The sequence below is a fragment of the Candidatus Megaera polyxenophila genome, from assembly GCF_029982035.1.
Lineage (GTDB): Bacteria > Pseudomonadota > Alphaproteobacteria > Rickettsiales > Rickettsiaceae > Megaera > Megaera polyxenophila.
Genome location: NZ_CP104166.1, coordinates 990,257 through 1,004,272, shown reverse-complemented (window position 1 = coordinate 1,004,272; position 14,016 = coordinate 990,257). Strand labels below are relative to the sequence as shown.

Here is a 14,016-nt window from a genome sequence, read left to right as displayed (position 1 = left end):
TATAATATAATTACGGAATATAACTTTATTGTGGGATTTTACGGCATGTATAAATATAAAAGATACCTAAGCTTGAATATTGAACCGCACCAGTCAATTTTTTTATGGGGAGCCAGAAAAACCGGTAAGTCTACATATCTAAAAAATTTATATCATGATTCAATATATTATGATTTATTAAAAACTGATCTATTTCTACGTTATATCAAAACTCCGTCTTTACTCAGGGAGGAAATACTTGCCTTACCTGCTGAAAAACTAAGCTTACCAGTCATTATTGACGAAGTACAGAAAGTACCCGCATTACTTGATGAAATCCATTGGCTTATTGAAAATACAGAAACAACATTTATTTTGTGTGGATCAAGTGCAAGAAAACTGAAGCAGCAGGGAACTAATTTACTTGGCGGGAGAGCTATCAAGTATAATTTTTATCCCTTGGTTTATCCCGAATATAAAGAAGATTTTGATCTTTTAAGGATATTTAATCATGGTCTCATTCCTTCCCATTTTCTAAGTTCAAACCCTCGCAAACTGTTACAGGCATATATAGAAGATTATCTGACAAATGAGATTCGATCTGAAGGATATGTGCGCAATGTTCCTGCCTTTAGCCGTTTTTTAGATAGCACTATGTTTTCACACGGGGAGATGATTAATTATTCCAATATTGCCAGGGATTGCGGGATCGATTCTAAAACCGTTAAAGAATACTATCAAATATTGGTTGATACTTTAGTCGGATATTTGATTTACCCGTATACGAAGAAAGTAAATCGTAATATAATCGCTCACACTCCCAAATTCTATTATTTTGATGTTGGGGTTGCAAATCGTATAAGTAAAAGGCAATTCGAAACTTTAACCGGAGCGGGAGCCGGGAAATCTCTCGAACACTTTATTTTAACCGAGTTAATAGCTTTTCTCAATTTAACTGATTCAGATTATAATCTTTACTATTGGCGGACTAATACAAAACTGGAAATAGATTTTATATTAGCCGATCATTTTTCCATGCCTATTCCGATAGAGGTAAAAAGTTCGGTACTTGTTCATAAATCTGAATTGAAAGCAATGAAGGCTTTTATGGAAGAGCATAAGGTAAGTAAGGGCTATGTGGTTTGCCGCGAAAATAGTATGAGGAAAATTTCAATTAATAACGATAAGGAAATACTGATAATGCCGGTAAAGGAATTTCTTGGTTATTTATGGGAACAGAATATTAAATAGAATACGGGGTAATTTAATTATACGGATAATGCAGTAGGGAATAAAAACGGTTATGAGTAAAGTAGTTGGAAACCTGATCAGCGGCGGTCAAATATTCATCCATCAGATTGCCATGTTCAAGCAGATAGCAAACAAGGCGGTAAGCGTATCGTTTTTATTATCTCTGGCCTTAAGCAGCTGGTTTATCCGGGATCAGTTCAATAATGTTTCATGGCATCCTGCTCTAACATACTGGCGGGGTATTATCATGTATGAAACGGATAAGGCTGTTGATCTGTTATTTCCTGGCAGGCCAATTGGTAAAATTGATATCAGTACCGATCATCGTCAGATAAGAGAGGTAAGGCTTGATCATTTTGTAAGGGATGGATACTACATCAGACATGGAGAGGCATTAAAATCCCTGGTAATGACCTTTGTTATTTACAACCTGATAGGGATAAAGTGTTTTCTGATAATAATTTTCATCGGTTGGGGGAGAATAGGAAAATCAACCAAGAAAACCATGCAGCTAAGCGGTAGTACAATCAAAACGGCCCAGGAAATAGCTAATTATTTACAAAGTAAGAAAAAGGCAAGTGACATAATAATTGCCGGTATGCCATTGCTGAAGGATTCTGAAACCAAAGGAATATTGATTACCGGTGCAAACGGTTCAGGTAAGACCAACTATTTACACGAGATATTGCCGCAAATCAGAAAAAGGAAGCAACCTGCTATGGTAATTGATTTGGAAGGAGGGATGATTGCTCGATATTACCGCCCGGGATACGATATTATTATCAATCCTTTTGATGAGAGAACACATTGTTGGGATTTTCAGAAAGAGGTGCTGGAGAAGGAAGACCTTGAAGCTATTGCTCATTCATTATTTGCCGGTGCCGGTAAGGATTCATCGGAAGTAAATAAATTATTTGCCAACTGGTCTACGGATTTATTTATCTGTAGCGTAGAGCATTTAAAAAATAATTCCAGACTGACTACTAAAAATCTTTATGAAATGATTCACCTTGATACATCTTCGGCACTCATGAAAAAACTGAAGGGAACATCTGCTGCTACTATAATGGATTTAAATAATGAGAAGAATGTAACCGCTCATAATATTAGAAGTACGGCTATGGCCTATACCAGGTGGCTTGAACTTGTTGATGAGAATGTATCACAGGATAAGAAAATCTGTTTCAGGGATTATTTCAGGAATCTTGATAGGGAAAGTGACCGCTGGATATTCTTAACGGCCGGTACAAAGCATGCAAGAGTACTACTTCCTCTGATTTCGTTACTACTTGATGTAGCTGTAATGTCCCTTATGGAACAAGGAGAAGATTTAAAACGCAGGTACTGGTTTGTCATGGATGAACTGGCTGCGCTAAACAGATTGCCGGCTCTGGAGGTTTATATTACCCGCCTTAGAAAATACGGCGGCTGCTTACTTGCTGCTACCCAGAGCTTCAAGCAGTTCTATACAAAATATGGAAGAGATGCGGGTAACATAATGCTCTCACAGTTCAATACCAATATTGTCTGCAGGATTAATGACCCGGAAGAAGCAGCAATGATCATGAAACAGGTGGGTAATATTGAATACAGCAAAAAACAGAAGAATATATCATTTGGCGCTCATGAACATAGGGATGGAGAGAGCTATACCGATCAGGAGCGTACCAGGCCGCTGATTGATATTAACGATTTCAAGCTTTTGAATCCTTTGGAAGCATATGTGCTGCTTCCGGAAGCAGAAGTTGCAATCGGTAGGATAAAATCTGAAATACAGGTCCTACCTAAAAACCTGCAACCGTTTTTTATCCCAAAATCAAATGAAGGGAAAATATTACCCGGTTTCAAAACTGCAAAAAAAGCTGTAAAACAAAAGAAAAAGCTGTAAGTAAAAAAAATAAAGGTATCAAAGTGATTTAAGTCACGTATCCGTAATAGTAGTCAATAAATTTTTATTTAACAAATTGCAAACTGCTTGATGAATAGAAGATACTCTAGTGTTCCAATAATCAACTCGTTTGTTGATAGCTGTTATTCTTCTGACAGTTACAATTAACGATTGGCCTGTTACTAAATAATTCCAGTGTTTCAAAAAGTTTTATAAAACTCCTATAAGATCTTTACAAATCTTTCTGGATTGAACGCTCATTCTTTAGATTCTTTGTTTTTCCCAGATAAAAAAAGATAGGGAGAAAAAATAAGCCCCCTATAGCTACAATACTAATCATTGAGTTTTATCAAATATTTTTCTTGAATATTTCGGGAATTAGGAAATAATAAAAATAAAACCAATTAATAAATCATGGACAAAAAGGAATTAAAACAAGCTGTATTAAACAGTGATTTATATTCTTACAAAATAAATTATGGACTTGTTCATGTTGGATTTGGACTGCCTTTGTATCAATATGCCTATTAATTATATAGATGAATACAATTACGTGTGTTTTGGGGTCACGCTGGGAAACAGAGAATATCCTTGTATTTAATTCTGTAAATTCCTCTCCAAAAAATACATGGCCTAAATGAGAGCTGCATCTTTTGCATAAGACTTCGGTGCGTATATCGTCTAAATCTTTATCCTTTTTGATGTTATTGGGGGAGTTTGCAGAAAAGTGCGAGAAACTACGTTAAGGATAAATGATCACCATCTATAGGCTTCCGGTGCTTCCATGGTACAATAGCAAAAAGTGGTTCTTTTCATCTTCCTTTGAATCTGTTGACGGATTGTTCATTTTCTTCAAAAAAAGCTTCCATTTTTATCTGGCTAGGCTATTTTTATGTCATAATGTCAAAAAAATCACCGGTAGGTCTTATGCAACAGACGGATTTTGCCCGTTTAAGAGAAAAAAACAGGCTGACACTACAGGAAGTGGCAAGGTTTTCAGGTTATGGCCTCAGGACAATCTATCGCTGGGAACGTGGAGAGTATACTCCAAAACTTCCTGTAATGGAGTGGCTGAGGAATTTCCCACCTATTGAAACAGGCTGTAATGTAAATAGCCCGATATTCACCTTCATTGATCTGTTTGCGGGCATAGGAGGCATGAGGAAAGCATTTGAAACAACAGGAGGGAAATGTGTTTTTACCAGTGAATGGGATCTTGCCTGTCAGAAAACATACAAGGCAAATTTCATCTGTGATCATGGAATCGCCGGAGATATTACAAAGATAAATGCAGCTGACATCCCGAAGCACGATGTCCTGCTGGCAGGATTTCCCTGCCAGCCATTTTCAATAGCAGGAGTATCCAAGAAGAATTCCCTTGGCAGTCCACACGGGTTTCTCTGTGGGACTCAGGGTACACTGTTTTTTGATGTGGCAAGGATAATCGCATGGCACAGGCCAAAGGCATTTCTCCTGGAAAATGTAAGGAATCTCATTTCCCATGATAAGGGGAATACATTCATGGTAATCCTGAAAACCCTGAAGGATGCATTGGGATATGATGTTACCTGGAGAACAGTCAATGCAAAAAGTTTTCTTCCTCAGAACAGAGAACGCATATTCATTGTGGGATTCAGGGAAAATACGGGTTTTAATATGGATGACCTCGATATTCCGGATATTGGAAATGGTCCTCGCCTGTCATCCATTCTACACCCGGAGAACGGTACGGAGCAGGCTGAAGAACCATATACTGAAGGTTTTTATGGGAAAGTGAATTCCAGATATACTCTCTCGGACAGATTATGGAAATACCTGCAGGACTATGCAGCAAAGCACCAGGCAAAAGGCAATGGGTTCGGTTATGGTCTTGTAGGGCCTGATGATATTGCACGGACGCTCTCTGCCCGTTATTACAAGGATGGTTCTGAAATTCTCATAAAACGGGATTCAGCAAATCCAAGAAGGCTGACACCAAGGGAGTGTGCAAGGCTTATGGGATTTGATCGCCCCGGTATGCAACAGATGAAGATACCAGTTTCCGATACACAGGCATATAGACAGTTCGGCAATTCCGTTGCCGTACCGGCAGTGGAATCTGTTGCACGCCTGATGCTCCCGCATATCCTGATGTTATTGAATGAACAGGAGCAACAGGTACTACCTGTCAGGAAAAAGAAATATGGCTTTAATGGACATAGTTGATCAGGAAACACGCAGTAGAATGATGTCCCGTATTGGTGGAAAAAACACCAGACCTGAACTTGTTGTCAGGAAACTTCTTCACAATGCCGGGCTTCGTTTCAGACTTCACGTAAAGAAGCTTCCAGGAAAGCCTGACATAGTTCTAGCCAGATACAAAGTGGCTATTTTTGTGAATGGCTGTTTCTGGCATGCCCACCATTGTAGCCTGTTCAGGATTCCTTCAACCAACAGGGATTTCTGGCATAATAAAATAGAAAACAACGTGCAGAGGGACAGAACCAGAATCCGGCAGTTAATGGATGGGGGATGGAGGGTAGGGATCGTTTGGGAATGTTCACTGAGAGGCAGGAACCGTGAAAATTTCCAGGCGCTACAGCAGGTTTTACTTGACTGGATTAAAGCAGGAAAAGAAGGTCTTTATCAAACGACAGTAAAATAGACATCGGATAGGGGTTGAATATGAGGAAGGGTTATCTGTCAGAATATTTTGAGGGTGTGGCAGTTAAACGTATCAGTGCGGTAGAGGCTAGTCCCGAACGATCAAACCAGCATGAATTCAATGGAATTTCAGAGCTCAGGAAACTGCTTGGTCTGAACAGAAGGATTTTTCCTGCACGTTTTCTGTACCTTATGGAAGATGAAGGGGGCTTCGAGTCAGCTGAAGGATCACTCACATGGTATGATGCAAGGGAAAATCATCCTTCCCGTTCTGAATACAGGCTATATTTTCCAACCACTTCTGTCTCATTGCGTTTAAGGGAAAGGGATCTTCTGGTCATAGGAAAAATGAATGATGGCGGACTTACTGTAATTGCCGTTGAACAGGGTTCAACCCTTGAAAGACAGATACTCTGGCTGTTTGGTCTTCCGGATGGGATCACGCAGAGGTTCACAGTACGGGAACTTGAGCAGGATCATGATGTAAGGATAGGATTTGCCGCCCGTTTCATTCTTGAAGAACTTGGAATAAGGATAAAGGAAACTGATGGGAACTACCTTGACCTTCTCGTCAGGAAGTTTAATGGTCAGTTCCCTGGTACTGCTGCACTTTCAGAAATGGCACGGGAAACATGCCGTGATGCTGATCCGGGTGATGACCCTGACGGTACCATTATCAGCTGGATGGAACAGGAGCTTCTTCTTTTTACTACCTTGGAGCGGCATCTGGTTTCATTGGAACTACGGAAAGGGTTTGAAGAAAATGTAGAAGGTTTTCTGAAATTTTCACTTTCCGTACATAACAGAAGGAAAGCACGTGCCGGAATGGCACTTGAGAATCACCTTGAAGCCATATTCAGAACACATGGCATTAGATACGGTCGTGGAAAGATTACAGAAAACAGAACAAGGCCCGACTTTGTTTTTCCTGGTATTGAGCAGTACCATGATCCCTCCTTCAATAGCGGGCTGTTGACCATGCTTGGTTCAAAATCCAGTTGTAAGGACAGGTGGAGGCAGGTTCTTGATGAGGCGCAGCGTATAAAACAGAAGCATCTGTTTACCCTTGAGCCTGCCATATCCACAAACCAGACCACCCAGATGCAGGCTGGCAACCTCCAGCTGGTCATTCCACAGCAGTTACACCCGACCTTTACAGTTGACCAGCAGAACTGGCTAATGAGTCTGCGGGATTTTATTGTGATGGTATCAGAAAGGCAAAAGCTTGCTGATATCATCAATTTACCGTAGATATTGTCTTTTATTACAAGAGCACTGACAATAAATTCAGTAACTGTGCTGAATTTAAATTAGCAAAGTTTGCACCTGCCAAGTTTAGCATACTTATGGAGAATTGAAAATTAATGGCCATGCATTACCCTGGTAATCGTAATTATATATATAACTATAAATTTTAACATTTACTGACTACCATAATACCCCAGTTCGGGATAAGGATTGCATAAATATATAGTAGATACAAGGGTTGCAAGATGGTGATGCCTGTGATAAAGCTCTTTTTTAACAAAAAATGGCAACCACAGGCATGAAAAAAGATATCACGGAATTGTACAGCTTTATAGATGATTTTTGCCAAATTTACTCTGGTTACGAAAAAAAGCAATTATTACCTGGCAATAAACAGCGAAATCGCTTGTGTAGTATGAGCTTGAGCGAGATTATGACGATCATGGTAATGTATCATACGTCTCATGCAAAGAACTTTAAATATTTTTACAAAACTTGTATAGAATATATCCACAAAAACGATTTTCCGAATGCCTTAAGTTATAACCGTTTTGTAGAACTAATGTCTAGATTATTTTTACCGTTTAATATACTTTTGCATATGTTATTTGGCGAAGAAACTGGCACATATTTTATGGATACTACCGCAATCAAAATCTGCCACAATAAAAGACGCTATAGGAATAAAACATTTGCCGGGCTTGCCAAGCAAGGCAAATCATCTATGGGCTTTTTTTATGGGTTTAAACTACATTTAGTGATCAACGAAAAAGGTGAATTTATAGCGCTAAAAATGACTAAGGGAAACGTAGATGATAGAGTTCCTGTGCTTGACCTAACAAGGGATTTAACTGGTTTTATATACGCCGACAAAGGTTATATTAAGCAAAATCTATTCATTAATTTATATGAAAGAGGATTGAAAATGGTGCATGGAATTAAAAAGAATATGCCAAATAAATTAATGGATTTAAACGAAAAAATCTTACTACGCAAACGAAATATAATTGAAACTGTATTTGATTATTTAAAAAATAAAATGAACCTTGAACACACGAGACATAGATCACCAATCAATGCTTTTGTGCATATACTATCTACGTTTATATCATATTGCTTCAAAAAAAATAAACCTTCAATAAATTATGGTTTTGATTTATCTCTAAACTATGCGCTTATCCCGAACTGAGGTATAATGTTAAAATAGAATTAATTAGATAAGTTGGATTTACATATTGCATTGTACGTCAATATGACGTACAATGAGATAAAATAACTCCGGATAAAATCGATGAAAAGTAGCAAAGTTAGTAAAACTCCATCTCAGAATTCCAGACTGGAAGCAAGGGTTCACCCTAATCTAAAAAAACTCTTTGTAAGAGCTGCTAAAATACAGGGAGTTAGTTTGACGGATTTTATTGTCACTACCGCTAAAAAAGAAGCAGAATCCGTCCTTAAACTACAGACTCTAATTAATCTATCTCTTCAGGATATATCTTTATTAATCAAGAGCTGTATCGGTAATGAAGAGCCTAACAATAAACTAAGACAGGCTGCGGCACGCTTTAAGTCCATAAGCAGCAATTAACCATGCTTAATTGCGTTAAAGTAGTACCATATGATAAATCTTTTGAGTTAAAAGATTTTGATTGTGGTGAACCGGTTTTGAACAAATATCTAACTAATTATGCTTCTCAAGATATTAAAAGGTATTTGGCATCAGTATTTTTAGGTATTAACTCTGCTATTGGAAAGGTTATAGGGTATTATACATTATCGTCCAATCGTATCGATATTTCTGAATTGGAAATGGAGTATACCAGGAAATTGCCAGATTACCCATACTTACCCGCAATACTAATAGGTAGGTTAGCAATAGATAAAGATTACCAAAGGCAAAAGTTAGGCGCATATTTGTTACTTGATGCTTTAAACAGGGCCTATCAAGCAGAAATAGCTGCTTTTGCTGTACTTGTTGAGGCTAAAAACGACCAGGCTATAAAATTTTATAAAAGCTACGGATTTATACAATTTATTGATAACCCCAATAAGCTTTTTTTACCAATGAATACGATTGCTAAAATATTTGTTTAAAACCCAGGGCTCACTAAAATTCTTTAAGAATAGAAACGTATAAAAGTATCAGAGACTATCATTTCATTCAACTTATCTGCTTTTTTTTAATGGTGTATCATTCAAATTCAAACAAGGTAAAATTATCGTTAAATAACTTATACCTTACCCAGTTCTGTTTTTGGTCGTACCTTTCTGAGCTTTCGTGTACTAGCATGCTAACTTGGTATTTTGGGCTGCTTTAACCCTGTTTAATGCTAATTCTACATATTTTTCATTATTGTCAATCCCAATAAATTTTCTCGAAGTATTCAAGCACGCAATCGCTGTTGTGCCACTTCCTATACAATTATCCAAAACCAGATCCCCTATATTTGTGTAAGTTCTAACCAGATACTCGAACAACTCCACCGGTTTTTGCGTCGGGTGTACATTACCATGATTAGGATTAGCAATTTTAATTATACTATTAGGATAGTTAGTATGGATTTGATTATTGCTATTTGATTTCCAGCGGCCATAACTGGATGTTAGTTTGTTTCCACCACTAATCTTACCCTTTATTAGCCCTTGCGGATTGTATGTGCATTGATTCTTATAAAAGACTACTATATCTTCGTGAGACCGCAATGGCTGTTTCCTGGCATTTAAGAAATTGGTTTTTAAGCTCTTTTCCCATACTAACGAATACTTAAAAAGCTTAATGTTACTTGTAATTAAAAAGCTGGTAAAGGGTTGGTTTGCTGTCAAAACTACTACTCCATTGTCTTTAACTATTCTTTCATATTCTTGCCATAACAACTCAAGAGGGATAACACTATCCCAACTATTCTGAGTAATACCATAAGGAAGATCACAAAGTACCATGTCTACACTTTTCGATGGTATTTTGGGCATAAGACTCGCAATCTCCAAATATGACAGTATTTTCTTTAATCATACTACTTCTGATTTACCTGTAAATTTTAGAATACTAACAATCTTATTGTATATTTATTTGAATACCAGATTATCTTTATATAAGAAGATATTCAAATTCTGCTTAGTAGTCAACTGGTTCTGTCAAATCAGGATCTAGGGTTCTGGATGATATATACCAGTTCTTGCTATATATGTCTGTAGCTATTATTAACTAGGAGGGAGGGCTTCATACTGCATGGCTGATTATTAAAACTGAAAATCTGTGGCCTTTAGATACACTATGTAAATACATATAATCACTGTATTCCTTCATATGTTAAACTTTTTTGATATTGCACTAAAACTTAACTGTTCCCTCTCTTTCACTGCTAATACTTTTTTTCTAAAGTATACTGAATATATTATGTTCTCCTTATATATTATCTATTTCCTTAATACATGATATTATAACCGATTTATTAGTAGTTTAGCTATATATAGGATACGCTATTTGAAAAAAAGTATATGGTATAACTGATTTATAGTGGTTTAGCTATAACACATCAGAGTTTCCTCTTCTGCTTTCAGAAGTAAGCTAACTCCTCTGAAAACGTTTTTGCAAGCCCTAACTTAGCTTGCACTTTTAAGATACATGTTAACAAAATAGTTTAAACAATTTAGCAAAAACCAAGGCAATGAAGCTGAGGTGAGGAAAGTAGAATCAAAACTCAAATTTAGGTCCAGTTTATTTATTATATTTTAAAATCCCAAAATTCCAGTTTTTAACGTTGCTCTAATTAATGAATTTAGTTAATAAAATTAACTGTCAGAATTACCAAATCTTTTTTCATATAATGTTTTGATAAAATCACTTAAAGACTCTTTCCATATTTCTTGCTTGTGGTTGGCTATACTACCAAATTTTTTAGGATTTAAACCCAAGCTCTTTATAATGGTACCCAAAAACTGGACTGCTAAAAATGAAGAATGAGATATAATTTCACAACAAGGAAATGGAAATTATATGTCTAAAAAAGCGAAGCAATATAGTGCGACGGAAAAAACAAAAATTGTTATAGAAGCAATAAAAGCTGAAATGACAATAGCACAAATAAGCAGTAAGTACGGGGTTCATGCAACTCAAATACAAGCATGGAAAAAAAGAGGTATAGAAAATTTAGTTAGTGGTTTTCAAGTTAAGCCGGCAACAAAAGATCCAGACAATCAAGATTTGATAAAACAATTATATGAACAAATAGGACAGTTAAGCGTTGAGCGTGACTGGCTGAAAAAAAAATCTACATTGTTTGGACTTGGAAACTAGGAAAAGTATGATTGATAATAATTGTATAAATCTAAGCATTGTTAGGCAATGCGATCTACTTTTAATTAATAAATCTACTTATTATTACAAGGCAAAAGGAATAACTACAAGAGACTTAGAAATAATGAAAGTAATTGATGAAATCTATACAGAGCATCCGTATTTCGGGGCCAGAAGAATGTCCAAGCATCTTGTACCGTTTGGAATTGTTATTGGTCGCAAAGCGGTAAGTCGTTATTACGGAATAATGTCAATAGAAGCCATTTATCCTAAAATGAATTTAAGCAAGCGCAACCAAGCTCATAAGGTATATCCTTATCTTTTAAAAGGCGTTGAAATTACTAAGACAAATCAGGTATGGAGCACCGATATAACTTATATTAGAATGGCACAAGGATTTGTATATCTAGTAGCCATTATTGATTGGTTTAGCCGTTATATTCTGAGCTGGAAGGTTTCTATTAGCTTAGAAAGTGATTTTTGCATCGACGCACTAGAAGAAGCCCTAGAAAAGCACGGTCAACCTGAGGTTTTTAATACCGATCAAGGTTCTCAATTTACGTCAAAAAATTTCATCTACGAACTTGTTAAACGTGAAATCAAGATTAGCATGGACGGTAAAGGTAGGGCTTTAGATAATGTATTTATTGAAAGATTTTGGCGTTCATTAAAACAAGAAAAAATATATTTGATAATTTTAAATACTGTCAAGGAGGTAAAAAATGCTATAACAGATTACATAACTTTTTATAATAGTAAAAGGATGCACCAATCCTTGGAATATTTAACTCCAGAACAGGTGTATTTAACAAAAATTATTGGCTAATATTATAACGCAAATTATATCTCATAATTTCTGATTTTTAGTCTAGACAAATTGGGCCACCTTACTTTGCCATTTGAATTGTTGTCTCAGAAAGATGGTATTTTCTTTTAGCCTTTATCCAAATTTGTTGAGAATTAGATTTTTTGACCATTGGTTTTATTTATTATCCAGTTACTTAAAAAATATTCTACTAATTTATTGAGTTTTTTCAATCAGCACCATTTTTTTTATCCTGATGATTGAGTGTCACTGCTCCACTTAGCAATAGCTTAACCTTCATCGTTTCTTATACTGGTGTGGAAATTACAAAAAATGGCTAAAAGTCTTGGATATGATGTGTTGGAAAAGATAGAAAAACAAATGGTTCAAGCTAGTGTTTCTTAGGAGAGCGGACAGGACAATGTAGCAAAGTGTGAAAGCACGAGATAAAATGCGTAAGCAGATTATTATTCTCCTAGTAGCCATACAAGCTGGGTAAGCGCTAGATAGTTGATATGCTGAAATTAATAGGAGTTTCGCACTTAGTAAAATTGCATGTCAGCCAATTTATCATTTGATTTTGTTTTAAAATTATCTCAAGAATATATTTCGTTTCTTTTAAAGCTGCTATATTTCTTAATTTATGCTCTTTTCTTGATGCATAAACATTAAAACAAAACGCTGCTCCAGCACCTACAACCGCACTTGTAATCGTGGAAATAAAATTAGTAGTATTACATATAATAATAATAACAAAGATGCTTAATACAATAATTATGGTAGAAGGCGCACAATAAGTAGCCATGGACTGCTTTGGTTTAATATTATTCATAAAATGTTTTCTCTATCTGATTAGTTAGCCATTTTTATTACTCAGGAGTTTCGCAGTTGGGAGAAAATATGATAAATTAGAGAAAAAATATTTTTAGCAAGGAATGGCAAGATCGAAGTGCAACAAAGGGTTATACAAATCATTTTTACAAGCGAGTAGCGTAAGATATAGCGGTAAAGCCTTGTCGGAAGTAAGTCCTGTTAAACTATCTCATGATAGTGCAAGTCGGTGGTTAAATAGCCAGAATTTCCGCCCTAGTGAGATTTATAAAGAGATATCGAAATATATTGATCAGGATTCTCCTTGTTTATTGGTAGGTGATGATACTTTGATATCAAAGCAATATAGCAAAAAGATCGAACTTGTGCATTATCAATATTCTGGCGCTGTCCATGATTTTATTCCCGGTATAGGGATGGTAAATCTGCTGCATTATGATACGAAGACTGACCAATCTATCCCTGTAGATTATAGGGTTTATGATAAAGAAACCGACGGAAAAACGAAGAATGATCATTTTTGTGATATGCTTAGTTTGGCTAAGGAAAGAAGTATCAACCCTGAGGCTGTAGTAATGGATGCTTGGTATAGCAGCTTAGAGAACTTGAAACATATACGTGATTTAGGTTGGATATGGGTTACCAACTTAAGGAAAAATAGGAAAGTTAATCGTAATGTTAGCTTGGAAAGTTTGGAGATTCCGGATGAGGGGCTAAGAATTCACCTACGTGGATACGGTTGGGTTAAGGTATTTAAGTTTGTGGCAAAAAATGGCTGTATTGATTACATAACAACCAAAATGGCAAATCCAACACGTGAGCAAATAAAGAAAATTGTTGAAGCACGTTGGTCTATAGAGGTTTATCATCGAGAATTAAAGCAAACTTGTGGTATTTACAACTGTTCATTATATAATTTACCAAATAACTTATCAGCTCTGTAAAACTCAACACCATCTGTGGTCATTCTATAGTTTACTTCTCCAAATTGTGAAAGAGTTTTAATAATGTCTTTGATTATATTATTTTCCAAAACAATCCTCATCTCATATATAATGATTTGTGTATTAGTTA

The 14,016-nt window shown here is 36.1% G+C and carries 12 protein-coding genes and 2 pseudogenes; 11 read left to right on the top strand and 3 right to left on the bottom strand.

Going from position 1 to position 14,016, the window contains the following annotated elements:
- Nucleotides 1-45: 45 nt before the first annotated feature.
- Both N3Z16_RS05410 and N3Z16_RS05405 read left to right on the top strand, forming a co-directional pair.
- Nucleotides 46-1,230 (top strand): ATP-binding protein, encoded by a 1,185-nt coding sequence (locus N3Z16_RS05410; protein WP_282485693.1) that lies wholly within the window; start codon nt 46-48, stop codon nt 1,228-1,230.
- A gap of 52 nt (nt 1,231-1,282) precedes the next feature.
- Nucleotides 1,283-3,118, top strand: a complete 1,836-nt coding sequence (locus N3Z16_RS05405) for a type IV secretion system DNA-binding domain-containing protein (protein WP_282485692.1) — start codon at nt 1,283-1,285, stop codon at nt 3,116-3,118.
- A 412-nt stretch (nt 3,119-3,530) separates the two neighbouring features.
- Here N3Z16_RS05405 and N3Z16_RS05400 read toward each other — a convergent pair.
- Nucleotides 3,531-3,833, bottom strand: a pseudogene (locus tag N3Z16_RS05400) (peptide-methionine (R)-S-oxide reductase); the annotation flags it as partial.
- 185 nt (nt 3,834-4,018) lie between these two features.
- On the opposite strand from N3Z16_RS05400, the gene dcm reads away from it, so the two are divergent.
- From dcm to N3Z16_RS05370, 6 genes are all read left to right on the top strand, one after another.
- A complete protein-coding gene (dcm, locus tag N3Z16_RS05395; protein ID WP_282485691.1) occupies nt 4,019-5,323 on the top strand; it encodes a DNA (cytosine-5-)-methyltransferase in 1,305 nt (434 codons plus the stop codon).
- Nucleotides 5,310-5,762, top strand: a complete 453-nt coding sequence (locus tag N3Z16_RS05390) for a very short patch repair endonuclease (RefSeq protein WP_282485690.1) — start codon at nt 5,310-5,312, stop codon at nt 5,760-5,762. The genes dcm and N3Z16_RS05390 overlap by 14 nt, the downstream gene beginning before the upstream one ends.
- 20 nt (nt 5,763-5,782) lie before the next feature.
- The gene (locus N3Z16_RS05385) at nt 5,783-7,012 is read left to right on the top strand and encodes a type II restriction endonuclease (RefSeq protein ID WP_282485689.1); all 1,230 of its coding nucleotides are present in this window, start codon (nt 5,783-5,785) and stop codon (nt 7,010-7,012) included.
- A gap of 295 nt (nt 7,013-7,307) precedes the next feature.
- Nucleotides 7,308-8,198, top strand: coding sequence for an IS982 family transposase (locus N3Z16_RS05380; RefSeq protein ID WP_341850343.1), 891 nt, complete (start codon nt 7,308-7,310; stop codon nt 8,196-8,198).
- Between the two features lie 102 nt (nt 8,199-8,300).
- Nucleotides 8,301-8,597 carry a type II toxin-antitoxin system TacA family antitoxin gene (locus N3Z16_RS05375; protein ID WP_282485687.1) on the top strand — a complete coding sequence of 99 codons (297 nt, stop codon included), beginning with the start codon at nt 8,301-8,303 and terminating at the stop codon, nt 8,595-8,597.
- A gap of 2 nt (nt 8,598-8,599) precedes the next feature.
- Nucleotides 8,600-9,103 (top strand): GNAT family N-acetyltransferase, encoded by a 504-nt coding sequence (locus N3Z16_RS05370; RefSeq protein ID WP_282485686.1) that lies wholly within the window; start codon nt 8,600-8,602, stop codon nt 9,101-9,103.
- Between the two features lie 189 nt (nt 9,104-9,292).
- Here the strand turns inward: N3Z16_RS05370 and N3Z16_RS05365 are convergent, their stop codons facing one another.
- The gene (locus N3Z16_RS05365; protein WP_282485685.1) at nt 9,293-9,979 is read right to left on the bottom strand and encodes a DNA-methyltransferase; all 687 of its coding nucleotides are present in this window, start codon (nt 9,977-9,979) and stop codon (nt 9,293-9,295) included.
- 1,027 nt (nt 9,980-11,006) lie between these two features.
- Between N3Z16_RS05365 and N3Z16_RS05360 the strand changes: the two genes are divergently transcribed.
- Both N3Z16_RS05360 and N3Z16_RS05355 read left to right on the top strand, forming a co-directional pair.
- The gene (locus N3Z16_RS05360) at nt 11,007-11,306 is read left to right on the top strand and encodes a transposase (RefSeq protein WP_282485684.1); all 300 of its coding nucleotides are present in this window, start codon (nt 11,007-11,009) and stop codon (nt 11,304-11,306) included.
- Nucleotides 11,307-11,313: 7 nt separating this feature from the next.
- Complete coding sequence (locus tag N3Z16_RS05355) at nt 11,314-12,132, top strand: IS3 family transposase (protein ID WP_282485683.1); 819 nt, start codon at nt 11,314-11,316, stop codon at nt 12,130-12,132.
- Nucleotides 12,133-12,613: 481 nt separating this feature from the next.
- Here N3Z16_RS05355 and N3Z16_RS05350 read toward each other — a convergent pair whose 3' ends face one another.
- Nucleotides 12,614-12,943 (bottom strand): hypothetical protein, encoded by a 330-nt coding sequence (locus tag N3Z16_RS05350; RefSeq protein WP_282485682.1) that lies wholly within the window; start codon nt 12,941-12,943, stop codon nt 12,614-12,616.
- 103 nt (nt 12,944-13,046) lie between these two features.
- Here N3Z16_RS05350 and N3Z16_RS05345 point away from each other — a divergent pair.
- A pseudogene (locus N3Z16_RS05345) lies at nt 13,047-13,856 on the top strand (IS701 family transposase); the annotation flags it as partial.
- Between the last annotated feature and the right edge of the window lie 160 nt (nt 13,857-14,016).